Origin of the sequence: Nocardia salmonicida (assembly GCF_036142455.1) — a bacterium.
GTDB classification, from domain to species: Bacteria; Actinomycetota; Actinomycetes; order Mycobacteriales; family Mycobacteriaceae; genus Nocardia; species Nocardia salmonicida.
In genome coordinates this window covers 1,412,045-1,433,504 of the sequence record NZ_CP108014.1, presented here as the reverse complement: position 1 = coordinate 1,433,504, position 21,460 = coordinate 1,412,045, and the positions used below count along the sequence as shown (strand labels likewise).

22 protein-coding genes and 1 pseudogene are annotated in these 21,460 nt (G+C 66.1%); 13 read left to right on the top strand and 10 right to left on the bottom strand.

Annotation, left to right across the window (positions count from 1 at the left end):
* Positions 1-30: 30 nt before the first annotated feature.
* Complete coding sequence (locus OHS03_RS06855; protein ID WP_328661650.1) at positions 31-513, bottom strand: nuclear transport factor 2 family protein; 483 nt, start codon at positions 511-513, stop codon at positions 31-33.
* Positions 514-788: 275 nt separating this feature from the next.
* Here OHS03_RS06855 and OHS03_RS06850 point away from each other — a divergent pair, with 275 nt between their 5' ends.
* Complete coding sequence (locus tag OHS03_RS06850) at positions 789-1,280, top strand: beta-class carbonic anhydrase (RefSeq protein WP_328661649.1); 492 nt, start codon at positions 789-791, stop codon at positions 1,278-1,280.
* 60 nt (positions 1,281-1,340) lie between these two features.
* On the opposite strand, the gene OHS03_RS06845 is transcribed toward OHS03_RS06850, so the two are convergent.
* Entirely contained in the window at positions 1,341-1,745 is a 405-nt protein-coding gene (locus tag OHS03_RS06845) for a MarR family winged helix-turn-helix transcriptional regulator (RefSeq protein WP_328661648.1), read from the bottom strand.
* A 77-nt stretch (positions 1,746-1,822) separates the two neighbouring features.
* Between OHS03_RS06845 and OHS03_RS06840 the strand changes: the two genes are divergently transcribed.
* Positions 1,823-3,643 carry an ABC transporter ATP-binding protein gene (locus OHS03_RS06840; RefSeq protein WP_328661647.1) on the top strand — a complete coding sequence of 607 codons (1,821 nt, stop codon included), beginning with the start codon at positions 1,823-1,825 and terminating at the stop codon, positions 3,641-3,643.
* A 118-nt stretch (positions 3,644-3,761) separates the two neighbouring features.
* Here the strand turns inward: OHS03_RS06840 and OHS03_RS06835 are convergent, their stop codons facing one another.
* Both OHS03_RS06835 and OHS03_RS06830 read right to left on the bottom strand, forming a co-directional pair.
* On the bottom strand, positions 3,762-4,697 hold the full coding sequence (locus OHS03_RS06835; RefSeq protein ID WP_328661646.1) for an NADP-dependent oxidoreductase: 936 nt from the start codon (positions 4,695-4,697) through the stop codon (positions 3,762-3,764).
* Positions 4,698-4,775: 78 nt separating this feature from the next.
* Complete coding sequence (locus OHS03_RS06830) at positions 4,776-5,657, bottom strand: DODA-type extradiol aromatic ring-opening family dioxygenase (protein WP_328661645.1); 882 nt, start codon at positions 5,655-5,657, stop codon at positions 4,776-4,778.
* A gap of 119 nt (positions 5,658-5,776) precedes the next feature.
* On the opposite strand from OHS03_RS06830, the gene OHS03_RS06825 reads away from it, so the two are divergent.
* On the top strand, positions 5,777-6,250 hold the full coding sequence (locus OHS03_RS06825; protein WP_328661644.1) for a MarR family winged helix-turn-helix transcriptional regulator: 474 nt from the start codon (positions 5,777-5,779) through the stop codon (positions 6,248-6,250).
* A 31-nt stretch (positions 6,251-6,281) separates the two neighbouring features.
* Here the strand turns inward: OHS03_RS06825 and OHS03_RS06820 are convergent, their stop codons facing one another.
* Positions 6,282-7,181, bottom strand: a complete 900-nt coding sequence (locus OHS03_RS06820; protein WP_328661643.1) for a fumarylacetoacetate hydrolase family protein — start codon at positions 7,179-7,181, stop codon at positions 6,282-6,284.
* 126 nt (positions 7,182-7,307) lie between these two features.
* Between OHS03_RS06820 and OHS03_RS06815 the strand changes: the two genes are divergently transcribed.
* Positions 7,308-8,225 (top strand): DAPG hydrolase family protein, encoded by a 918-nt coding sequence (locus OHS03_RS06815; RefSeq protein ID WP_328661642.1) that lies wholly within the window; start codon positions 7,308-7,310, stop codon positions 8,223-8,225.
* Positions 8,226-8,256: 31 nt separating this feature from the next.
* On the opposite strand, the gene OHS03_RS06810 is transcribed toward OHS03_RS06815, so the two are convergent.
* Complete coding sequence (locus OHS03_RS06810; protein ID WP_328661641.1) at positions 8,257-9,300, bottom strand: 2Fe-2S iron-sulfur cluster-binding protein; 1,044 nt, start codon at positions 9,298-9,300, stop codon at positions 8,257-8,259.
* A 112-nt stretch (positions 9,301-9,412) separates the two neighbouring features.
* Here OHS03_RS06810 and OHS03_RS06805 point away from each other — a divergent pair, with 112 nt between their 5' ends.
* From OHS03_RS06805 to OHS03_RS06785, 5 genes are all read left to right on the top strand, one after another.
* Positions 9,413-10,417, top strand: coding sequence for an alpha/beta hydrolase (locus OHS03_RS06805; protein WP_328661640.1), 1,005 nt, complete (start codon positions 9,413-9,415; stop codon positions 10,415-10,417).
* Between the two features lie 2 nt (positions 10,418-10,419).
* Positions 10,420-11,319, top strand: coding sequence for an SDR family NAD(P)-dependent oxidoreductase (locus OHS03_RS06800; protein ID WP_328661639.1), 900 nt, complete (start codon positions 10,420-10,422; stop codon positions 11,317-11,319).
* 1 nt (position 11,320) lies between these two features.
* On the top strand, positions 11,321-12,241 hold the full coding sequence (locus OHS03_RS06795; RefSeq protein WP_056820993.1) for a ferritin family protein: 921 nt from the start codon (positions 11,321-11,323) through the stop codon (positions 12,239-12,241).
* On the top strand, positions 12,238-13,758 hold the full coding sequence (locus OHS03_RS06790) for a flavin-containing monooxygenase (RefSeq protein ID WP_328661638.1): 1,521 nt from the start codon (positions 12,238-12,240) through the stop codon (positions 13,756-13,758). Before OHS03_RS06795 ends, OHS03_RS06790 begins: the two co-directional genes overlap by 4 nt.
* A gap of 105 nt (positions 13,759-13,863) precedes the next feature.
* On the top strand, positions 13,864-14,622 hold the full coding sequence (locus OHS03_RS06785; RefSeq protein WP_056820811.1) for a MerR family transcriptional regulator: 759 nt from the start codon (positions 13,864-13,866) through the stop codon (positions 14,620-14,622).
* A 76-nt stretch (positions 14,623-14,698) separates the two neighbouring features.
* Here OHS03_RS06785 and OHS03_RS06780 read toward each other — a convergent pair whose 3' ends face one another.
* A complete protein-coding gene (locus tag OHS03_RS06780) occupies positions 14,699-15,589 on the bottom strand; it encodes an NmrA/HSCARG family protein (protein WP_328661637.1) in 891 nt (296 codons plus the stop codon).
* Between the two features lie 142 nt (positions 15,590-15,731).
* On the opposite strand from OHS03_RS06780, the gene OHS03_RS06775 reads away from it, so the two are divergent.
* The 3 genes and pseudogenes from OHS03_RS06775 (at position 15,732) to OHS03_RS06770 (ending at position 17,374) form a co-directional block, all read left to right on the top strand.
* Positions 15,732-16,562: a helix-turn-helix transcriptional regulator gene (locus OHS03_RS06775; RefSeq protein ID WP_328661636.1), complete on the top strand. Its 831-nt coding sequence runs from the start codon at positions 15,732-15,734 to the stop codon at positions 16,560-16,562.
* A gap of 142 nt (positions 16,563-16,704) precedes the next feature.
* Positions 16,705-16,764 (top strand): annotated as a pseudogene (locus tag OHS03_RS34655) (hypothetical protein); the annotation flags it as partial.
* A 79-nt stretch (positions 16,765-16,843) separates the two neighbouring features.
* Positions 16,844-17,374: a zinc-binding dehydrogenase gene (locus tag OHS03_RS06770; protein WP_328661635.1), complete on the top strand. Its 531-nt coding sequence runs from the start codon at positions 16,844-16,846 to the stop codon at positions 17,372-17,374.
* 69 nt (positions 17,375-17,443) lie between these two features.
* Here OHS03_RS06770 and OHS03_RS06765 read toward each other — a convergent pair whose 3' ends face one another.
* Genes OHS03_RS06765 through OHS03_RS06755 form a run of 3 tightly spaced genes read right to left on the bottom strand, consistent with a single transcriptional unit; the run spans position 17,444 to position 20,154 of the window.
* Entirely contained in the window at positions 17,444-18,280 is an 837-nt protein-coding gene (locus OHS03_RS06765; RefSeq protein WP_328661634.1) for an LLM class F420-dependent oxidoreductase, read from the bottom strand.
* Positions 18,281-18,333: 53 nt separating this feature from the next.
* Entirely contained in the window at positions 18,334-19,497 is a 1,164-nt protein-coding gene (locus tag OHS03_RS06760; RefSeq protein WP_328661633.1) for an oxygenase MpaB family protein, read from the bottom strand.
* Positions 19,498-19,545: 48 nt separating this feature from the next.
* Positions 19,546-20,154, bottom strand: coding sequence for a TetR/AcrR family transcriptional regulator (locus tag OHS03_RS06755; RefSeq protein ID WP_328664110.1), 609 nt, complete (start codon positions 20,152-20,154; stop codon positions 19,546-19,548).
* Positions 20,155-20,329: 175 nt separating this feature from the next.
* Between OHS03_RS06755 and OHS03_RS06750 the strand changes: the two genes are divergently transcribed.
* The gene (locus tag OHS03_RS06750; RefSeq protein ID WP_328661632.1) at positions 20,330-21,442 is read left to right on the top strand and encodes a GGDEF domain-containing protein; all 1,113 of its coding nucleotides are present in this window, start codon (positions 20,330-20,332) and stop codon (positions 21,440-21,442) included.
* Positions 21,443-21,460: the final 18 nt, after the last annotated feature.

The window sequence follows — 21,460 nt, the reverse complement described above, 5'->3', positions numbered from 1 at the left end:
CATGTGCTGTCCGGCATGACGTTCGGAAAGTCAGTGCTCGAGCGAGGGATCCCAGCGGTTGGCGAGCAGTGTGAAGCTCGGTAGGTCCTCCAGCGAGGTCAATGCCTCGTAGATGCGCTCGTACCGCGTCGAGGCGATCCGCCACGCCCCGTCCCGGTCGCGCCGATAGGTGTCGGAATAGTATCCGCCGCCGCGGATCTGAACCTTCGCGCTCGGCACGAGGACAGTGTCCTCGAAGGCCCAGGAACCCTTCGCGGTATCGCCGTCGACCTCGATCTCGGGGTGGTTGGCGATGTGGATCGTGACGACCCCGGGCCCGAGGTTCTGCTCCATGAATGCCACGACGTCGGCCCGGTTGTCGTAGTGCAGCGGCTCGCCCATGGCTTGCGTGCCATAGCGCGCGGAGACGTCTTCGGCGAGGCAGTCCGCGAACTCGTCCCACAGCTTCAGGTCGAGTGTGCGGAAATAGCGGTGCTTGAGACGCTTGATCTCCTCGATCGCGACAAGGTCCATGACCGGATTGTAGAACGTGTTCTAGATCCGGGTGAGCGTTCGACCGACGTTGCCACCTCAGGAGGCTTTCCCGCCGCGATGTCACGGCGGACTGATCAGCGGAGCAGCAGGGGATCGCAAATCGGGTAGCGTGGAATGCGCGCTTCTACTCGTTCGCATCGCTGCGAACGACCCTTCTCCTCGATCTGCGCGAATCTCTGGCCGCTCTCCGGCACTGCACCAACCATGAATGCGGAGATTCGTATGTCGCAACCCATCGACCCGAGGACGCCGCCATGACCGTCACAGACGAATACCTGAGCAACAACACCGCGTACGCAGCGCAATTCAAGGGCCCACTCCCCCTGCCGCCCAGCAAGCACGTCGCCGTGGTGGCGTGCATGGACGCCCGCCTCGATGTCTACCGCATCCTGGGTCTGCAGGACGGTGAAGCGCACGTCATCCGCAATGCGGGCGGCGTGGTCACCGATGACGAGATCCGCTCGCTGGCCATCAGCCAGCGGCTGCTCGGTACCACCGAGATCATCCTGATCCACCACAGCGACTGCGGCATGCTCACCTTCACCGACGACGAATTCAAACGGGCCATCCAGGACGAGATCGGCATCAAGCCGACCTGGTCCGCCGAGGCCTTCGGCGATCTCGACGAGGACGTCCGCAACTCGTTGCGCCGGATCGAACGCAGCCCCTTCATCACCAAAACCACTTCCCTGCGCGGATTCGTCTTCGACGTCGCAACCGGGAAACTGAACGAAGTGCTCGACTGATCCTCGGGTGAGACTGCCCGAGCGGCTGAACTGCTCGGGCATCTGCACTTCTCGTCCCGCTCAGGAGACGAGCTTGCCGAGAATGTCCCGCAGCGAGGCACGCTCCTCGTCGGTGAGCCTTCCGAAGAAATCGTCGGCGTCCTTCGTGCGGGCCTCGGTCAGGGTGTCGAGGGTTCGCCTACCCCGTGCGGTGACCGACACGAGAGTGGCGCGGCGGTCTGTCGGGTCTGGCCCGCGCGTGACCAACTCGGCTTTTTCGAGCGCGTCCACCACCTCCGTGGCCGACCGGGGGCTGATCCGCAACGCATCGGCGACGGCCGACAACCGGAGTCCGTCGTGCTCGCCTGCCACCCGCAGCGCGCGGGCTTGGTGCGGAGTCAGACCCATCGGCGCGTACACCGCCGACCAGCGCCGACGCAGCGTCCTGGCCACCTGCATCAGCAGATCGCTCTCGTTGTCGGGCATAAACCCGCCTCTCGCCTTGTTTCCCCTACCAGATAGTGAGGTAACCTCAGCATAAACACAACCCAAGGGGGTTGCATATGGAAGTGAAAGTCGCCGCCGGCGGCGGCCGCACCCGCCGACCCGACCCGGCCGACCGCGCACAATTGCGCGAGTCCCCGGTATCTCTGCGCCGGATCGCCGCGCTCTTCGCGCCGTACCGGCTTCAGCTCGTCGTGCTGACCGCCCTGATCGTGGCGGGTTCGACGATCAGCCTCGCCTCGCCGTTCCTGCTGCGACTGGTGATCGATGACGCGCTGCCCCACCAGGACGTGTCGCTGTTGCTCTGGGCCGTGGGCGGCATGCTCGCCGTCACCGTGCTCACCGCGGTGCTCGGCGTCGGCCAGACGCTCATCTCCACCACCGTCGGGCAGCAGGTCATGCACGTGCTGCGGGCCGATGTGTTCCGCCACCTGCAGCGGCAGTCGCTGGCGTTCTTCACCCGCACGCGCGGCGGTGAGGTCCAGTCCCGCCTGATCAACGACGTCGGCGGCATGCAGTCGGTGGTCACCAGCACCGCGACCTCCATCGCGAGCAACGTCACCACCGTGGTCGGCACCGCCGTCGCGATGGCCGTGCTGTCGTGGCGGTTGTCGCTGCTGTCGCTGGTGGTGCTGCCGCCGGCGATCTGGCTGACCCGACGCGTCGCCCTGCTTCGCCGCGACATCACCGCCCAGCGCCAACGCCACCTCGCCGACCTGCACGGTCAGGTCGAGGAGGGGCTCTCGGTGAGCGGCGTGCAGCTGGGCAAGACCCTCGGCACCGGTCCCCTCGCCTCGGCCCAGTTCGAGAAGACCTCGCACGATCTGGTCGGCCTCGAAGTGCGCTCGCAGCTCGCGGGCCGCTGGCGGATGGCCACCATGAGCATCCTCTTCGCGGCCATCCCCGCCCTGCTCTACCTCGCCGCCGGACTTCCGGCGACCAGTAGCGGCATGACGATCGGCACGCTGGTCGCGTTCACCACGCTGCAAGCCGGGCTCTTCCGGCCGCTGATGGCCTTGCTCAACGTGGGTGTCGAAGTCACCAGTTCGATGGCGTTGTTCAGCCGGATCTTCGGCTACCTCGACCTTCCGGTCGAGATCGACGAGCCCACCCAGCCGGTCGACCTCGACCCGCGCGATGTCGTGGGCGAGGTCCGGTTCGAAGGTGTCGGTTTCCGCTACGACGCGGCGGGCCCCGACGTGCTCGACGGCGTCTCGCTCGTCGTGCCGGCTGGGTCGACACTGGCCCTGGTCGGCGAGACCGGCTCCGGCAAGACCACCCTCGCCTCGCTCGTCGCGCGACTGCACGATGCGACCGCCGGGCGGGTGACCATTGACGGCGTCGACGTCCGCGACTTGGAGCTGGGCACCCTGGCTCGGATCGTCGGTGTGGTGTCGCAGGAGTCCTACCTGCTGCACACGACCATTCGCGAGAACCTCCGCTTCGCCGCGCCGAGCGCCACCGACGCCGAGATCGAGCGCGCGGCCCGCGCCGCCCAGATCCACGAACTGATCGCCTCGCTGCCCCAGGGCTACGACACCGTGGTCGGGTCGCGTGGACACCGGTTCTCCGGCGGTGAGAAGCAGCGCATCGCACTGGCCCGCACCCTGTTGCGCGACCCGCGCGTGCTGGTGCTCGACGAGGCGACCAGCGCCCTCGACAACGAGACCGAGCGTGCGGTGCAGGCCGCCATCGACGTGGTGGCCCAGGGCCGCACGGTTATCACGATCGCCCACCGGCTCAGCACCATCCGCGACGCCGACCAGATCGCCGTACTCGACCACGGCCGGGTCGTCGAGCTCGGCGATCACACGACGCTGGTCGCAGGCGGGGGACGCTACGCCCGACTCAACGGCGCCGCCGAGGTAGTGGCGGCCTGAGCCGAGGGGCTCTCCCTCGGCGACCGCCGCTCGTTCCAGGATCTCCGCTCTGCGGGTCTCGGTACAGGAGCACGCGTACCTTCCCGCAGGGTGCGCACCTCACCTCGGCTGACGACGATCAGGGGGCGAGCAGGACGGTCTTTCCGGTCAGGCGGCCTGCGCCTGCGTCCGCGTGCACGTCGGCCAGCTCTGTCACCGGGCGGCGTGCGGCGATGTGGAGGTGTAGCTTGCCTGCGTCCACCTTGGTGACCAGCTCGCTCAGCTGCGCTCCGTCGCTGCGGACCCACAGGCTCTCGCTGCGGACCCCGCGGGCGGTGTCCTCGGGAATCGGGCCTGCCGAGCTTGTGGCGATCCCGCCGTCGGCGACATAGTTCGTCAGCTGTGCGAGTTCCTCGGGGGTAACCCGTACGTGGTTCACCACGACCTGGAACGGACCGCCCACCGCGTCCGGACCGTCGGCGAGGTCGAGGGGGCCTTCGACCCGGACCGCGCCGTAGCCGCGGAGCCGGTCGGCGTGTTCCGGCGCGTCCACTGCGGTCACCTGCGCTCCCGCATCGACGGCGAGCTGCACCACGAGACTGCCCACCGCACCCGCCGCACCGTTGACCAGGACCGTCTGACCCGGTTTCAGCTCGGCGAGCTCGAACGCCGACTGCCAGGCCGCGAGGCCGGTCAGCGGCAGCGCCGCGGCGTCGACCAACTCGATCGTCTGCGGTGCCGTGGCCAGGGACGCGGCGGGGACCAGTGCGAATTCGGCTGCGCCGCCTGCGGAGTCGAGAGGCAGCATCGCCACGACCTGGTCGCCGACTGCCCAGCTCGTCACGTCCGCGCCGAGTTCGACGACGGTGCCTGCCAGGTCGATGCCCGGAACGTAGGGCAGCGCGATCGGGATCATCTCCGCCAGGTGCCCGGCGCGGATGTGATCGTCGACCGGGTTGAACGAAGTGGCCTCGACCTGCACGAGCACCTGCCCGGGCGCGGGAACCGGACGGTCGACGTCTTCGTAACGCAGGACTTCACTGGCGCCGAACTCGTGGAAACGAATTGCCTTCATGGAACTGTCCTCCGGGGTGTTTCGATGTCGTCGCCCCGAGATGAGGCGATCGAGCGGGAAGGGGAAAGTCGTTCCGGCTCAGGTCAGTTGGACCGAGCGGATGGAGTTACCCATGACCAGGCGGTCGATGGCGCTCACCGCGCTGGCGGGGTCGGTAGCGGCACCCACAGTGAGCAGCAGCGGGACGAAGTGTTCGTCCGTCGGGTGGGCGACGGCGGCACCGGGTGCCTTCACGCGGTAATCGGTGAGGGCATCGACGTCGCCGCGAGCGAGAGCATCGGTTGCCCATTCGTCGAAAGCTGTTGTCGCGGTGACGAGCTCCGGTCGGCGGAAGACGGCGAAGCTGTGCGTCATGAAGCCCGAGCCGAGTACGAGGACGCCTTCTTCGCGCAGCGGCCGCAGACGTGCGCCGAGTTCGAGAAGCGCGCGGGGGTCGAGGCTGGGCATCGACAGCTGCACGATCGGGACGTCGGCTGCGGGGTACATGGCCATGAGCGGGATGAACGCGCCGTGGTCCAGGCCGCGGTCGGCGAACTCGTGCACGGGCGTGGAGCCCAGCAGACCTGCGAGTCGGCGAGCGAGGTCGGTGGCGTCCGGGGTCGCGTAGGGAAGGGTCTTGTAGTGGGGGTCGAAGCCGCTGAAGTCGTAGTAGAGCGGGGTACCTGCCGCGGCTGCGGTGATCGCGGCCGGTGCCTGTTCCCAGTGAGCCGAAACGACCACGATCGCACGGGGTTTGGGCATCGATCGAGCCCAGGCGTAGAGGTCGCCGAGCCATTGCGGATCGTCGAGGGTGAACGGGGCGCCGTGGCTGACGAACAGGCTCGGCAGTGGCCCATCGGCCGGACTCCACGGGCGTTGGTCGCGCGCCTGTGGCACAACGCGAGCGAGGAGATCCGCATAGGCCGCGGCGGGCCTGTTGGAAGCTCGGTCGTTCGTGGAAGGCCCTCGGCTCGTAGTCATCGAAATCAGCTCCTCAGCTTGCCCGGGAAAGTGTTTTTACTTGCCCAGGCAAGTAAAAATGTAGCGCACCTTGACTTGCCCAGGCAAGTCAAGGTTTCCCAGGCAAGTACGATGAGCGGATGAACACCCCCTCACCCTGGCTCGATGACGAACAACAGGAGCTGTGGCAGGCACTGCTGACGGTCGTCATCGCCCTCCCGGCAGCTCTCGACCGCCAGCTCCAACGCGACGCGAGCATCTCCAACTTCGAGTACGGGGTGCTCGCCCAGCTGTCCATGGCCGACGACGACACGATGCGCTTGAGCGACCTCGCCCGGGTCTGCGACAGCACCCAGCCCCGCTTGTCGAAAGCGATGGACCGCTTCGAAGCCCGCGACTGGGTCACCCGCCGACCCGACCCGAGCGACGGCCGATACACCTTCGCCACCCTCACCGACGGCGGCCGCCAGAAGCTCGTCGAGACCGCCCCGGAGCACGTCGCGCACGTGAAGCGGCTCGTGTTCGATCCGCTGACCGCCGCTCAGCGGCGCAACCTCGGGACCGCACTCACCCGCATCGCCGCCACTGTGCGCGGGGAACTCGAACAGGGTTGAGCGGCGTGGGATTCGCCGCAGCGGATACCTATCAGCCGGTGATGAGGTGTTCGACCTCGCCGATATCGTCGAGAGTCAAGGTGAGGACGTCTCCAGGTTCGAGCCAGTGGCCGGTTTCCATACCGCTGCCGCCGGGCAGCGTGCCGGTTCCGAACAACTCTCCGGGATAGAGATGTTCGCTGCGGGAAGCATGGGCGAGGACTTCACCGAGGCTCCATCGCATCCCGGCGCTCGACACCGTCTCGACGGTGTCTCCGTTGATTCTGACCGACCCGGTGAGATTGTCGATGCGGGGCAGGATTTCGTCCGCGGTCACGGCTGTCGCCGACATCGAACTGGCGAAATGCTTGGATTTCTGTGGCCCGAATCCGCTGGCCATCTCGGCTCGTTGAATGTCTCGCGCGCTGAAGTCGTTGAGCAGGACGAACGCGCCGATCGCGGCGGCGGCCTGCTCCGGCGTCGCACAGTACAGCGGCTCAGCGAGAACGAATCCGATCTCGAGTTCGTAATCCAATGCCGACGAGTAGGCCGGCGCGCAGATCGGGGTACCCGACGGAACGAATGTCAGATGGTTTCCCATGTAGTAGATCGGCTGCTGATAGAACAACGGCTTCGGCTTGAACAGCGGAAAACTCCGACCGCTCAGCCGTTCTACCGCGGCGGCCAACCGGTACTGCGTCGGATGGAATCGGCGCACCAGACCGCGGCTGGCGTCGATATTGTGTTGCTCGAACAACATGAAGTCCCGAAATGAGGCCGGGTTGAACGGCAGCAACAGCTCGGACTCCCGCAGGTGCCCGTCAGCGACGCCGAGCTCCCACTGATCACTGAACACCGTGCCCACCATCGGTTCCGGATGCGCAGACCACTGCCCATCACGGAAAGACTGTGTCTGCAAACCGTCCTCGGTCCGAACACGACGCAACTTCATCGACGATCCTCTGTTCGCTGTGGCCGAAGGTCGGCTCGGCACCGATGCCACCTCCGCAAATTGTGGCACTTCACAGACCTGATCCAAGGCCTCGGTACCCGTTCTCTGTGACCATAGGGTCGGCAGATGCCGAGTCACCCAAAACCCAACAGGCGCGGCGCGATCCAACTCGCGATGGTCGTCGGCGCAGGTTTGGCACTGTCCGGTCTCCCGGTCTCCGCCGCCGCCGATCCGAACGTTCGATACCGTGGATACTCCGCCGAGGACCGCGCCGAACCGTACGCGAAATTCATGGCCGCACAAACTGCTCCCGTTCTGCCGTCGGTGGCTGCGGCCTATCTCGGTGGCCCGACGCCACCGGAGCAGATTCCCGAGTTCTCCGCACTTCCGACGGACCTCTCACCGCACGGCGTCGCCGCGGTGGAAACCGGCTACGGCACAACCGCATCCGGCGCGATCTGGGTCGCGGTACATACCGAGATGCGGGGCGTCACCGCCGCCATGTGGGACTGGTGGTTCGCCTGGCACACCGTCGAATCCGCGCGCTATAAACTCTGGCACCCCGATGCGCACCTCTACTGCGCCGTCGCCCGAGACCGGTCGGCGGAACGCATCCCCGACCGCGAGAAGTACATCGGCAACATCGCCTACGTCGACGAGTACATCGGCCCGAAACTCCAGCAACTGGCGATTGCCTTCACCGACCCGCGCGCCCACGGCTTCCACGTCCCCGACCAGCACACGATCATTCTCGGACGGGTCGGCAGCATCGTCGCACCGGTCGACCTCGGATGGCTGGCGCACCAGGTGAGGCCGATACCCGCGGGATGCGAGATGCGCAGTCGCTTCTACCTCAATATCCACGGCCTCCACCAACCCGACCTGCCCCAGGCCGCGCGAGCAATCGAACGCGGGCCTGCCGTCGACCCCCGAGACCTCGTCCTCGATGTCGACCTCGCCCGCGAACTACTCCTGCACTGCGGTCAGGAAATGAATCATCTGGCCGGATTTCTGCCGCAGCTCTACCAGGAATTCGCCCGCTGACGCCGATCGAGCGCGACCCATTCGAGCCCGGTCATAGGTCGAATGCGACGTCGAGAATGTCGCTTCGCGGCAGTGACTGACAGGCAAGACGGGTACCGCGGGCCAGATCGTGCTCGTCGAGGGTGTGGTTCTCGCGCAGGTGGACCTCGCCTCGTCGCAGGGTGTACGCGCAGCCGCCGCAGGTTCCCTCGCGGCACACATAGGGCGCGTCCAATCCACGAGCGAGCAGCACGTCGAGGAGCACGGCCTCAGCCGGCCAGGTGATGGAATGGATCTCATCGTCGAGTTCGACCGTCGCTGTCGAGCTCGACGCACTGTCGCAGACCGCCTGGGCGGGTGGGCTGAAAGCATCGGTGGTCAGCGACAGGAAGGTCTCGGCGTGAATATGCTGCGCGGCAAGGCCGTTGGCGACCAATGCGCCGCGAGCTGCCGCCATGAAGGGCGCCGGACCGCAGAGGTAGGCGTGTGACTCCGCGGGCGCGGTGAGCCAGGACCGTAGCGCGACCTCGGTGGGGCGGCCGGATTCCGATTCCAGCCAGTGCGTGAGGGTGAGACGCTCGGGGTGGCATCGGGCCAGCGCATCGAGTTCGCGAGTGAAGATGACGGATTCGGCGGTGCGGTTCGCGTAGGCCACCGTGATCGGATTGTGGTGCAGGGCAAGGGCAGTCCGCAGGATGGACATGATCGGGGTGATTCCGCTTCCCGCGGCCACCAGCAGGAACGGCACGGTCCAGTCCCGAGGGACGAAGCTGCCCGCCGGTGCGAGAACGTCGAAAACCGTTCCGGGCGAGGCATTGTCGAAGATCCAGTTGGACGCACGGCCGTCAGGGACGCGTTTGACCGTGATGGTCGGGCGGGCCGGTAGATGCGGCGAACTCGACAATGAGTAGCAGCGAGCGAGCGACCCGTTCGGGCATGGCACCCGCAGTGTCAGGAACTGTCCCGGCTGGTAGTCGAACGGCGCCGCCGGACCCGCCACCGCATCCAGCGTCAACGACACCGCATCCGCTGTCTCCTGGATGACATCGCGGACTTTCACCTGGTAGATGTGCTGTTCGAGCCCTGTGGCTGACATCGTCGTGCAACTCCCTCGTGGCGGGTATCGAGTCTCGGCGCCCCTGCAGGCACAGTGTGGACCACAAATGTGCCATTGACAAATGGCACATAAGCTGATGACACTAGGGTCCATGACAACAACAAGGTCAACGGCGACCTCACGGTTGGCGAACGTGGTGGCGGTGCCACCTTCACGACGATCCCGGCTGGCACTGACCGCGGGCCACCACGTGCTCCGTCCGATCAACTGCGCACTTCCGCACAACCGACTCGGCATAGCCGCGGCCAGAACGGTGACAGCCGCGATCATGGCCGTGGGCGGACCGCCCCCTAGGGGAACCCGGGTCACGCCCGTGCGGTCCGGTGCGGTGCGCGGGGAATGGGTTCGGGCCGCGGATGTCGAATTCGGCGACCGGGCAATCTATTTCGTCCACGGAAGCGGATACGTGCTCTGCTCGGCGCGGACGCACCGCGGTCTGGCGGCCCGGCTGTCACGGGAGACCGGGTTGCCGGTATTCGTGATCGACTACCGGCTCGCGCCGGAGCACCGGTTCCCGGCCGCCGCCGACGATGTCGGGGCAGGGTATCGGTGGCTGCTCGGAAACGGCTATCGCGCAACGGATGTGCTCATCGCGGCCGACTCCGCCGGTGGCCATCTGACGATGGACCTCCTGCTGGACAACGCCAGGACCACCCTCCCGCAGCCCGCCGGTGCCGTGCTGTTCTCGCCGCTGATCGACCTTTCGTTCAGGTTGGCCGAGCACCATCAGCGCCACGGCACCGAAGCCATGGCCTCGGCGCGCGTAGGCCGCAGCGCTGCCGAACTGTACATCGCGCAGGAACCGGCCGACTCACCGCGACTGCGGCTGACAATCCCGCCCGGCACGGCGCTGCCGCCGCTGTTCGTGCAGGCCAGCGACACGGAAATGCTGGTCGGCGATGCCGTGCACCTGCGCGAGATGGTGACAGCGGCCGGCGGCTCCTGCGAACTCGAGCTGTGGCCCGGACAGGTCCACGTCTTCCAGGCCCTGCCGCTGCTGGTGCCAGAGGCCGCACCGGCGCTGCGCCGAGCGGCCCGTTTCATCGCCGACGCACTGGCGGCATCCGATACCTCGACCCGAGAGCGAGTGAGCTGACCGTGGGAATACTGGATTATCTACCGGGCAACAGCCGTCGATCCTATGGCGCCAAGGCCGTGGTCACCGGGGCTGGCAGCGGCATCGGCCGGGCGTTCGCGCTCGAACTCGCGGCCCGCGGCGGCCAGGTGGTGTGCGCCGATATCGACAAAGACCGGGCCGAGCAGACGGTGCGATTGATCGAACGCGTGCACGGAGCGACCGCGCATGCCCTGTTCTGTGATGTCGCCTCTCGCAGCGACATGGAGAGCCTGGCACTGCACACCGAACTGCTCCTGGGCGGCCCACCCACCCTGGTGGTCAACAACGCCGGCGTCGGCATCGGCGGTAGCCCTGTCGGCGACATCGGTCTCGACGACTGGCAATGGGCACTCGGCATCAACCTGTGGGGTGTGGTCCACGGCTGTGAGCTGTTCACCCCGCAACTGCGTGCCGCCGGACGCGGCGGCATCATCAATGTCGCGTCGGCGGCGGGATTCGCCGCCGCACCGACCATGGGGCCCTACAACGTCTCCAAGGCCGCGGTCATGTCGCTGTCGGAAACACTGGCCGCCGAGCTCACCGGCAGCGGAGTCGCGGTCACCGTGCTGTGCCCGACCTTCGTCAAGACCAATGTCGCCCGCGACGGCCGCATCGACGCCACGGCGATGAACCTGGCCGAAACGCTGATGCGCTGGACCGGCTACTCCCCCGAGCGCGTCGCCCGGATGACCCTCGATGCCAACGACCGAGGCCGCCTCTATGTGTTGCCCCAGCTCGACGCACGGCTGATCTGGCTGCTCAAGCGGCAATTCCCCACCCTCTACACCCGCGGCCTCGGCACCCTCAATCGCCTGCTCCCGCAAGCCGATTCGAACCCGAAGCCCGTCACCACCACCGACACCGAGAAGACAGGAGTCTGAGATGTCCTTCGACTTCGACGACATGCTGGCCAAGATCAAGGCCCGACAGTGGGCACTGGCCGATATCGACTGGGACGCACCGGGCGCCGAACTCGTCGACCCCGCTTTGCACGCCAAACTGAAGCCGTTCATGGCCGATCTGATGTGGATCGAGAACGTCGGCGCCCGCGGATTCGCCGCCATGGCACAGAAGGCGCCCACCGAGACGTTGCGTGAGATCTACCGCTACTTCCACGCCGAAGAACAGCGCCACGCCAACGCCGAACTGGCGCTGATGCGCCGTTGGGGAATGCTCGACGGCGACGAGATCCCGGAACCGAATATCAACGTCAAACTGGTGATCGACTTCCTCGACAAGCATGCCGACGGCATGTCGCTTTCCTTCCTAGGCACGGTCATTCCGATGCTCGAGGTCGCTCTCGACGGCGCGCTGATCAAATTCATCACCGACGAGGTCACCGACCCGGTCGCGCAGGACGCGTTCAAGAAGATCAATGCCGACGAATCCCGGCACCTGGCCACCGACTACGCGGTCATGGAACTGCTCGGCCACTCCCCCGCCCGCAAGCTGCTCATCGATCTGGTCGGCGGCTGGGCCAAGCCCTCGTTCCTCATCGGCGTTCTGAGCTATGTGCCGCTGTTGAACAAGATGCGCGACAATGTTGTCGACCTGGGCGTGGACGAGGAACGCCTGTACACGGCAATGCGGCGCTTCAGGGCTGTCGGTGAACGTAATCCGATCGCCAACCGCGTACCCATGTACCGCATCGTCAAGATGCACGCCAATTGGGTGATCAACCGCGATCACCCCTACCACCTGCTCGCCGACGCGCTGGTGAAACTGACCGCACGTGTTCCCGACCGCTTCCTCGGACCGCAGCCGACCTGGTCCAAGGAACTGACCTACGAGCCGGTCGCGTGAGCGCCGCCGAGCCGCTGGATGTGGCGATCATCGGTGCGGGTTTCGCGGGCATCGGTACCGCGATTCGGTTGCGCCAGAAAGGGATCACCGACTTCGCGATCTTCGAACGCGGGTCACAGGTGGGTGGCACCTGGCGCGACAACACCTATCCCGGCGCCGCGTGTGACATTCCCTCGCGGTTGTACTCATACAGCTTCGCGCCCAATCCAGACTGGTCGCACACCTACTCCGGCAGTTCCGAGATACTCGACTACATCGAGTCGATGGTCGACGAATTCGACCTGCGGGCCCAGATCAGGTTCGGGCACAACGTCACCGGAACCACATTCGACGAGGTGACCGGCCTGTGGACCATCGCCATGGCAGGGCGTAAGCGCGCAGTTCAGGCGCGCACGATCGTCATCGCCTCCGGACCATTGTCCAATGCCAGTCTTCCCAGCATTCCCGGGATCGAGGACTACCAGGGGCACAAGATCCACAGCGCACGCTGGGATCACGACTACGACTTCACCGGTAAACGGGTCGCGGTGGTCGGCACCGGCGCCAGTGCCGTGCAGATCGTTCCCGAACTCGTCCGTCGCGCCGCGACGGTGAAGGTATTCCAGCGGACTCCGGGGTGGGTGCTACCTCGGGTCAACCGACCGACCAGTCGGCGAACCAAGCAGATGTATCGTCGGCTGCCGGTCACCCAGACCCTCGCCCGCCGAGGCTGGTTCTGGGGGCATGAGTCGGTGGCGCTCGGGGTCGTCTGGAACACGCCGCTGACCCGGGTCGTGGAATCAGTGGCCAAGCTGCACCTGCGTTCCCAGGTGCGCGACCCGTGGTTGCGCCGCCAGCTCACCCCGGGGTTCCGCGCCGGCTGCAAGCGGCTGCTGATGACCAGCGACTACTACCCGGCACTGCAGAAGGACAACTGCACCCTGGTCACCTGGCCGATCGCCCGCATCAGCGAACACGGCATCCGCACCGCCGAGGGTATCGAGCACCGTATCGACGCCATCGTCTTCGCCACCGGATTCGAGGTTTCCAAGACCGGCAGCCCGATCCCGGTGACCGGCCGCGACGGACGGGTCCTCGCTGACGAATGGAGCAAGGGGGCCTACGCGTTCAAGAGTGTCGCCGTGGCCGGATACCCGAACCTGTTCCTCACGTTCGGACCGAATTCGGGACCCGGCCACAATTCGGCGCTGGTGTACATGGAAGCGCAGATCGACTACCTGACCGACGCCATCGGCATGATCCTGACGCAGAATCTGCGCACCCTCGAAGTGCGCCGCGACAAACAGGACCGGTACAACGAGCATCTACAGCAGCGTCTGACAACGACGACGTGGAATTCCGGCTGCCGCAGTTGGTATCTCACCGAGGACGGCTTCAACGCGACGATGTTCCCCGGCTTCGGCACCCAGTACGTTCGGCAACTGGCTGTCGTCGACCCCGACGACTTCCTGTTCACACCCGCCGACGCCGAATCGGTGATCGGAACCAGCGACCATGCCGTGGTCCCGCTCGGCTAGGGTGACAACGATCCCTGTGTCCATGTCCCCGAGGACGCATCCCGGGGACATGGACACAAGCCGGTGCCTGCTCGGTGGCCGCGAGACGAACAGGAGACGAGACGGGTGTCGGAGTACCGCATCGATGATCTCGCCCGCGCCGCAGGAACCACCGCCCGCAACGTGCGCTCGTATCAAGAGCGCGGACTGCTCCCGGTGCCGACCGCCCGCGCCGGGCGCGCCCTGATCTACGACGACACCCACCTCGAGCGCCTGAAACTCATCGACGCGCTGCTGCAACGCGGCTTCACCACCGCGCACATCGCCGACTTCATCACCAGCTGGGAAACCGGCAAGGATCTCGTCGATGTCCTCGGTTTGCCGCGTACGGCGACCCCCGACCCGGTCGACGCCTCACTCGAGGTCCCCCTCGAACTCGTCGCGACCTTCCTCGGCGCCGAGGCGAACGACCCGACGATGCTGACTCGCCTCAGCGAGCTCGGGGTGCTCCGAGTCCGCGGCGACATGGTGGAATTCACCGATCCACTCCTGCTCGAGACCTTCGTCGACTTACGCGAGTACAAGTTCGATCTACGCCGCCTGGCCGACCTGCAGGCAGTGGTCCAGCATCGTCTCGACGACATCGCCCACCAGATGTTCACCGTCACCCGCGACCATCTCGTCGAGCTGCACGGCCCCGGCTGGCTACCGACCACCGACGCCGAGATCGCCGAAACCACCACCATGATCAATCACCTGCGCGACGTCGCCGTTGCCGCCGTGCAGCACAGCCTCGTCCAAGCGCTCGACCGCACGTTGACCCAGGAATTGGGCGAATACCTCGCCACCACCGCCGAGAGCCGCTCTGCCGCGGACCCGGAGTAGCTGTTCCGTACACCCGCCTGCCTCCACGCGATCGCCGCATACCGACCGCAGCTGAATGCGTTCGCTCAACGAATTGTCAGGACTTCCACCCGCTGCGCGCGAGCCATCCCGGGAAGTCCAGCAGCTCCGGACGCAGACGGCGCAGCTCGTCGATGTCGATACCGAGATCCGGTACGGTGTCGAACGCCTCGAACATCTCGGCGACATGTTCATCGAAAGCTCGCACCATCTCGATCGGCAGCCGATTGCTCCGGGCCGGTCGCCCGCTCACCGCGCCGAAGGCCGAGGCGATCTCCGGCGCGGTGAGCCGGTCGCCCGCCAGCGACACCGTGGCACCGAGGTAGTCCATCGGCCGGGCGAAGGCGATCGCCGCGAACGCCGCGATGTCCTCCACCGCGATCAGGGACAGCGGAATATCCTCCCGCACAGCCAGATTGACGATCAGGGTGCCGTCGTCACCGACGGCAGGCCGGTTCAAGGTGTCGAAGTTGTCCATGAAGAAGGTCGGCCGCAACACGGTGGCGGGCACCCCGCTGTCCGCAATGTAGGCCTCGAGGTGTTCCTTCACCTTGTAATAGGTGACCTTCGTGCCGAGCCCGGCGCCGCGCAGCGAGCTGTAGACCAGGTGCTCGACACCGGCCGCACGCGCCAGATCAACCACGAGCTCGCCGCGTCGCCGCTCGGCAGCCAGCCCCGCCTCGGTGATATGAACCCCTTCCATCATGGTCAGCATGAGGAAGACACCGTGAGCGCCATCCAGCGCGGACTTCACCGCGGCCGGATCGTCGAGATCACCGACGACCAACTCCGCGCCGGCCGCCGCCAACCGCTGAGCCGCCGGAGCCGCGGGATCGCGGACGAACGCACGGACCGGACGCCCCTGCGCCAGCAGCTGACGCACGGTCGCACTCCCCTGACGACCAGTGGCGCCGATGACCAGAATCGGTCGGAATTCGTTGCTACTCATGGTAACTGCTTCCTCGTCGTCGGTGATGTCGTCGATCACCTGCTGATATCGACGCTAGATCGCCCAGCGACGCTGGTCCTGGTACGAATACTGCTACCCAGAACAGCAATGTTCACTGATTGACCCGGTGAGGGACCACCTGATGATCGACAAGCACCGCGCCGAACTCGCCGATTTCCTCAAGGCACACCGCTCCCGCTTGCAGCCCGCCGACGTCGGTCTGCCTGCGGATCTGATCCCAGGGCGGAGGCGCACCCCGGGGCTGCGTCGTGAAGAGGTTGCCGAGTTGGCTGGGGTGAGTCTCACTTGGTACACATGGCTGGAGCAAGGCCGCAAGATCGCGGCCAGCCCGCAGGTAGTGGACGCGCTGGCGCGGGCGTTGCGTCTGGAGCCTGTCCAGCACAGGCAATTGCGGAGGCTCGCTGGGCTCGCCGATCCGGTGGTGAAATATCAGGCAGGGGATGAGATCGCGCGTTTGCAACGGTTGGTCGACGCGATGCATCCGACCCCGGCGGTGGTGCACGATGCGCGGTTGGATTTCGTCGTGTGGAACAGTGCGTTCAGCCGGATCCGCGCCGACCCGGCCGCGCTCGCGCCCGAGCACCGGAATCTGCTGTGGTGGATGTACACCGACGAACGCAACCGCGCCATGATGCGCCGCTGGGAAGCCGCCGCACGGGCCATCATCAGCCAGTTCCGAGTTCTGCTCGGCAACAGTCCGGGCGACCCACGCCTGACCCAGGTGGTGACCGAATTGAGCGCCGCCAGCCCGGAATTCCGCACCTGGTGGTCGGAGTATCCGATACAGGACTTCAAGCCGACCATCATCAGCATCGACCACCCCGAGGCAGGGCCGATCGACCTGGAACTGTTCCAACTGCGGCTGGTCGAGAACCCGGAACTGCTACTCGTCGTCCAACTTCCGGCAACCGACAACGACCGCGAACGCGTCCACACCTACCTGAACACGTGACGTTCGACGACGCGGCCCTTTCGTCGTCGCCCTGCGTCGATGGTCGACCGGTCGTCCCGCCATCACTTGCCTCCTGATGCACCGCGATTGACATTCCTAGAACGACTGTACGAGAAATTGATGAGCGGTCAGGAGTCCCCATCTGCCGCACGCGCGCCTCGGTATCGAAGCCACCGGCACGATCGACGCCCTCGGCTCGGGAGTCGAAGGATGGGCCGCCGGTGATGCGGTCATCGTCACGGCCGTGCCCGATATGGACACCAACGGCACTTACACGGAACTTGATCACGGCGGCCTCCAGCTCCGTCGGCCTGGCCGCCATACAGATCGCCAACCAGATCGGCACAATCGCGCTCGCCGTCACTCGCAGCGCCGCGAAGGAGCACAGCCTGCTGGCCGCCGGCGCCGCGGGCGTCATCGTCACCGACCACGACGATGTTGTCGAAGCAACGCACCGATACACCAACGGCGTCGGCGCCGACATCGTCCTGGACTCGATCACCGGCCCCGGCCTGGCCGAACTGGCCGGCGCGGTCAAGCGATTCAGTGGCCGATTGGTCACCGTCGGCTGGCTGGACCCCCGGCCGGCGCCGTATCCCGCCGACCCGATCACCATGATCCGGTACATGAGCTTCGAACACACCCTCGATACGGCGGTCGTGCGCCGCATCGCCGCGTTTCTGACCGCAGGCATCCGCACCGGCGCACTGCGTCCCGTCATCGACACCGTGTTCACGCTCGACGACATCGTCGCCGCACACAACTACCTCGAGCATGGACATCACACCGGCAAAATCGTCGCTACCATCTGACGTTGCCGTGGCTGAGTGCGCTTGCGGCGCTGCGCGGTCAGCGCCTCAGTAGCTGACCGTTCCGCTACTTCACTGCTTGAACGGCAGCACCTCGGCCAGCGCGCGGAGTGCCGCGAGGTAGTCCTCGTTCAACGGCTGGATCGCGACATGATCGGCACCCGCGTCCAGGTGCGCCACCAATCCGGCTCCGACCTCGGCGGGTGTGCCGTGGATGGCGAGGGCATCGACGAGCCTGTCGCTGCCGGGCTTGGTGACGTCCTCCTCGGAGAATCCCAAGCGGCGCAGATTGCCCAGATAGTTCACCAAGCCCAGGTACATCGACAGCGTGCCCCTGGCAATCTCGCGTGCCCGCGCCACATCATCGTCCAGGACCACCTTCTGCTCCGCGACGAGTAGCGCACTCCCGCCGAGGGTTTCGCGGGCGATCGCGGTGTGGCTGGGCGGGGCGAGGTAGGGCAGAGCGCCCGCGGTCCGGTCTCGGGCGAGTTTCAGGACGCGGGGGCCGAGCGCCGCCAATGCCCTGCGCTCCTTCGGCACACCCGCCGCGTCGAGTTCGTCCAGGTAGGCCACGAGCGCGTCATACGGCTTGATCGCCTCCGTGCCGTTGGCCTCCCGATGACCGACCCCGATGCCGAGCAGGAAGCGGCCAGGAAATCGCTGGTCGATCCGGTGAAAGGATTCGGCGACGATGTCCGCCGGTGCCGTCCAGATGTTCACGATGCTGGTGCCGACAGTCAGCGACTCCGTCGCCTCCAGCAGCGATTCGGTCACCGGCAGATCCGCGGGCGGCGAACCGCCGAGCCACAACGCGCCGTATCCCAATTCTTCGATCTCGCGGGCCGCCGCTGGGGTGAACCCCTTGTAGTGCCGCCACACACCGAATTTTCCGAGATCATCACCGGTCATGCCGAAGGCAACGCGGGCCTCCTCGCGACTATTCCGAGACTGCCACCGACGTTTTACAGAGCGGCTTGCACAACGGCTTCGGCGGCGACGGTCGATGGTGCTCGGGCGTCGTCGAGCAGCTCTCGAAAGCTCGCCCGGGTCCGGCTGGCCAGTCGCTGTTCGTCGCGCAGGCCCCATCGCCGCGCGACCTCGCCTGCCCGCACCGCGGGGCGCAGGAGCGTCGGTAGGTACTTCAGACTCGTGTTCGGCAGGCCGAGACTGTCGGCCACTTCCTCGCCGGCCCATCGTCGGGTCAGTGCGTACAGCGTCGCGACGAGAGGGCGGGTGCCGATGCCGATCATCGACTTCGGCAGCACGGTAGCCGGGTCGAAACCGTTTTCGATCAGCGCCTTCACCAGCTGTCGCGAATCCGCGTCGGCGGGTGTGTCCGTGAGGTCTTTGATCGCGATGATTTCCCTGGCACGTGCCGCGTTGTAGGGCAGCAGGTCGTCGGGTACGCCGAGCAGGTAGCCGATATAGCGCCACATATGTTGGATGTCATCGAGGTCGCGCTCGGTGAAGTGCACTCCCGCATCGCGCATGGCCGCCAGCGGAATCGTCGAGAATTCCCCTGACACGCCGTAGGCGGTATCGGTGAGATTGATCGGCACCCCCCACGCCTCCTGATTCCATTCGCCGGACTGGAGAATGCGCTTTCGCACGCCGGCATGCATGAATCGGACGCGCACGGTCTCCCGAAAGCCTGGACCGTTTCGTCGCAATGCCCCGGGTGACGTCGCTGCGAGAAACCACCGTCCGGTCTCCTGCATTCGTCGGCGAGACCGGTAGTTCAATTCGCCGGTGAAGGTGAGTGGTTTGACCCCTGCCCCCGATTGATATCCGGCCGCCAGGGCCGCGCAGTTGAAACTCAGCCCGATCCACAGGATCCCATTGCGCCACAACGCCGTCGAACCCCGCTCGAGCGCGTCCTCATCGAGCCAATCCGGTAGCTCGGCGATCGGCTCCAACATGGTCGCGAGACTGTCCGGAACACCGGTTTCGCCCTCGAGCCACGCGTTGACGGCGCGGAACGAGTGTTGCGGACTCGAGCCGAAGGAAGCGACCACCGCGTCGGCGAGCGAGTCCGCCTCTTCGAGACCCTGTTCCAATCGCCACACGAGACGAGGATCGAAACGGTGGCGCGCGAGGTCTCGGTTCAGAAAGCGCGTGGTCGTCATGCACTACGACGTTAACAGGGGTTGGACACGCTGTCCAACCTCGATTCCTCACGTATGGAGGGTGTGCCAGATAATGGTCGTCAGCGCTCGGGTCAGGCGCACACGTTCCTGCTCATCGCTGCCACCGATCATGCGGGAGCAGGTGCGCTCCACCATCCAGACGAGTGCCGAGGCCGTCTCGACGGCAGGCAGATCGCCGCGAACGGTTTCACGCTGTTGAGCGAGTTCGATAGTGCGAGCGGATTCGGCGATGAACGCTTGCACATTGTCCTCCATCCGCCCGGCCACCTGCGCATCAGTGACAGCCGCATCCATCACCGCGGTGATCAACGGGTATTCGCGCGCGAATATCTCGACGAAATCGGCGAGGGCCGCTTCCAACGCGCCGCGATCTCCGGCAGCTCGCCACACCGCTGCGACACTCCCGGCCAACTCCGCGCGTACGTGATCGACAAGGCGCAGCGAGAACGCCGAGCGATCCGGAAAGTACAGATAGAACGTCGCACGTCCGATCGCCGCCGCCCCGACAATCCGCGAAATGCTCAGATCGGCGAAGCGCGCACCGTCAGCGCAGAGATCCGAGACCGCCGCGATCAGCCGCCGTTCGACGTCCGGTCGGCGTTCATCACGCGATGCGCTTCCTGAAATTTCCGTCACGAGCTGCAACGTAGCGCGCCTCGGCAGGTTCGCGCCTGCTGTGACACGTACGCAGACGTCGGGTATGCGCAGGTCCGACCTAGACTACTGCCGATCAGCTGGTGGGATCTCCTGGAGTTCTCGCTCTCGACAAGGAAACGAGGCGGGCGATGCAGTCGGGACCAAGGGTGAGTCGATGAATGACAGCAAGACGCTGCGGGACTGGTGGGTGGACCAGGCCGACTACCGATGGCTGGTGCGCACCCTCGCGGCGCGATCGGCGCTGCTACCGCTGAAGCTCTTGATCGGCCTCGCGGGAGCGACGATCGCGGTGATGGGCGCGGTGATCGCGGGAACACCGGTGGGGCCGCCCGGTCATCCCGGCCTCGCTTCGACGATCGGGGTGCTGTCCGGGACCCTGTGGGCGCTGCGCTGGTGGCTGCTGCCCTGGCCGAGCAGAACCGAGTCGTTGGTGCTGATCGCCTGTGCCGATGTGCTGTTCACGATGGAGTTCCTGCAGCTGCAGGATCGGCTGTTCGGGGCGATGGGCACGGTACTACTCCTCGGCACAGGCAGTTACCTGAGCTTTTTTCACAACACTCGGGAGCTGGCCGTGCATTCGGCCTGGTCGCTGTTGTCGGTGCTGGTGCTGTCGGTGCGGATCGCCACCGGCGGCGGGGGCGTCCACCTTGCGGTCGCGGTCGCGCTGCTGCTCTCGTCGGTATTCATCGCGGTCCCCGCGTTCCAGTTCCTCTATTGGCTGTTGCGCACGGAATCGTTGTCGGACCCGCTGACCGAGCTGCTGAACCGACGAGGCCTCGAGAACCAGCTCCCGCTGTTGATGGACCGCAACCTCTCGATCTGTGTCATCTGTTTCGATCTCGACCGGTTCAAGAGTGTCAACGACACCTGGGGCCACCGCATCGGCGACATCGTCCTGGTCCGGACGGCGCGGCGGTTGCGCGATGCGGCCGGGGAGACTGCGGTGGTGGCCCGTACGGGGGGCGAGGAGTTCGTGGTCGCTGTCCCCGCCGCCGCGGCTGCCGCGCGCGGCGAAGCCGAACGGTTGCGCTGTGCGGTCGCCGAACCCGCGGAGGCCGCGGTGGGGGTTACCGCCAGCGTCGGGGTGGCGGTATTCGACGCGACAGCCTGTCCACGATGTCCCCACCCGACTGCGGACCGGCTGCTGCAATCCGCCGACGCGGCGATGTACCGGGCCAAACAGTCCGGCGGGAATCTGGTCGTGGTCGACGAACTCACCCCGCCGCTGGATCATCAGCACCCGACCGATCCCGGAGACGAAAAGTAAGGGTGGGCGGCCGTAGGC

Bases quoted from the DNA above. Each gene is read 5' to 3' on its own strand.
- OHS03_RS06825 (WP_328661644.1), top strand. From the start codon at position 5,777: ATGAACACCCCCTCACCCTGGCTCGATGACGAACAACAGGAGCTGTGG.
- OHS03_RS06845 (WP_328661648.1), bottom strand. From the start codon at position 1,745: ATGCCCGACAACGAGAGCGATCTGCTGATGCAGGTGGCCAGGACGCTG.
- OHS03_RS06835 (WP_328661646.1), bottom strand. From the start codon at position 4,697: ATGAAGGCAATTCGTTTCCACGAGTTCGGCGCCAGTGAAGTCCTGCGT.
- OHS03_RS06760 (WP_328661633.1), bottom strand. From the start codon at position 19,497: ATGACGACCACGCGCTTTCTGAACCGAGACCTCGCGCGCCACCGTTTC.
- OHS03_RS06750 (WP_328661632.1), top strand. From the start codon at position 20,330: ATGAATGACAGCAAGACGCTGCGGGACTGGTGGGTGGACCAGGCCGAC.
- OHS03_RS06815 (WP_328661642.1), top strand. From the start codon at position 7,308: ATGCCGAGTCACCCAAAACCCAACAGGCGCGGCGCGATCCAACTCGCG.
- OHS03_RS06810 (WP_328661641.1), bottom strand. From the start codon at position 9,300: ATGTCAGCCACAGGGCTCGAACAGCACATCTACCAGGTGAAAGTCCGC.
- OHS03_RS06830 (WP_328661645.1), bottom strand. From the start codon at position 5,657: ATGACTACGAGCCGAGGGCCTTCCACGAACGACCGAGCTTCCAACAGG.
- OHS03_RS06850 (WP_328661649.1), top strand. From the start codon at position 789: ATGACCGTCACAGACGAATACCTGAGCAACAACACCGCGTACGCAGCG.
- OHS03_RS06840 (WP_328661647.1), top strand. From the start codon at position 1,823: ATGGAAGTGAAAGTCGCCGCCGGCGGCGGCCGCACCCGCCGACCCGAC.
- OHS03_RS06795 (WP_056820993.1), top strand. From the start codon at position 11,321: ATGTCCTTCGACTTCGACGACATGCTGGCCAAGATCAAGGCCCGACAG.
- OHS03_RS06820 (WP_328661643.1), bottom strand. From the start codon at position 7,181: ATGAAGTTGCGTCGTGTTCGGACCGAGGACGGTTTGCAGACACAGTCT.
- OHS03_RS06765 (WP_328661634.1), bottom strand. From the start codon at position 18,280: ATGACCGGTGATGATCTCGGAAAATTCGGTGTGTGGCGGCACTACAAG.
- OHS03_RS06855 (WP_328661650.1), bottom strand. From the start codon at position 513: ATGGACCTTGTCGCGATCGAGGAGATCAAGCGTCTCAAGCACCGCTAT.
- OHS03_RS06775 (WP_328661636.1), top strand. From the start codon at position 15,732: ATGATCGACAAGCACCGCGCCGAACTCGCCGATTTCCTCAAGGCACAC.
- OHS03_RS06780 (WP_328661637.1), bottom strand. From the start codon at position 15,589: ATGAGTAGCAACGAATTCCGACCGATTCTGGTCATCGGCGCCACTGGT.
- OHS03_RS06805 (WP_328661640.1), top strand. From the start codon at position 9,413: ATGACAACAACAAGGTCAACGGCGACCTCACGGTTGGCGAACGTGGTG.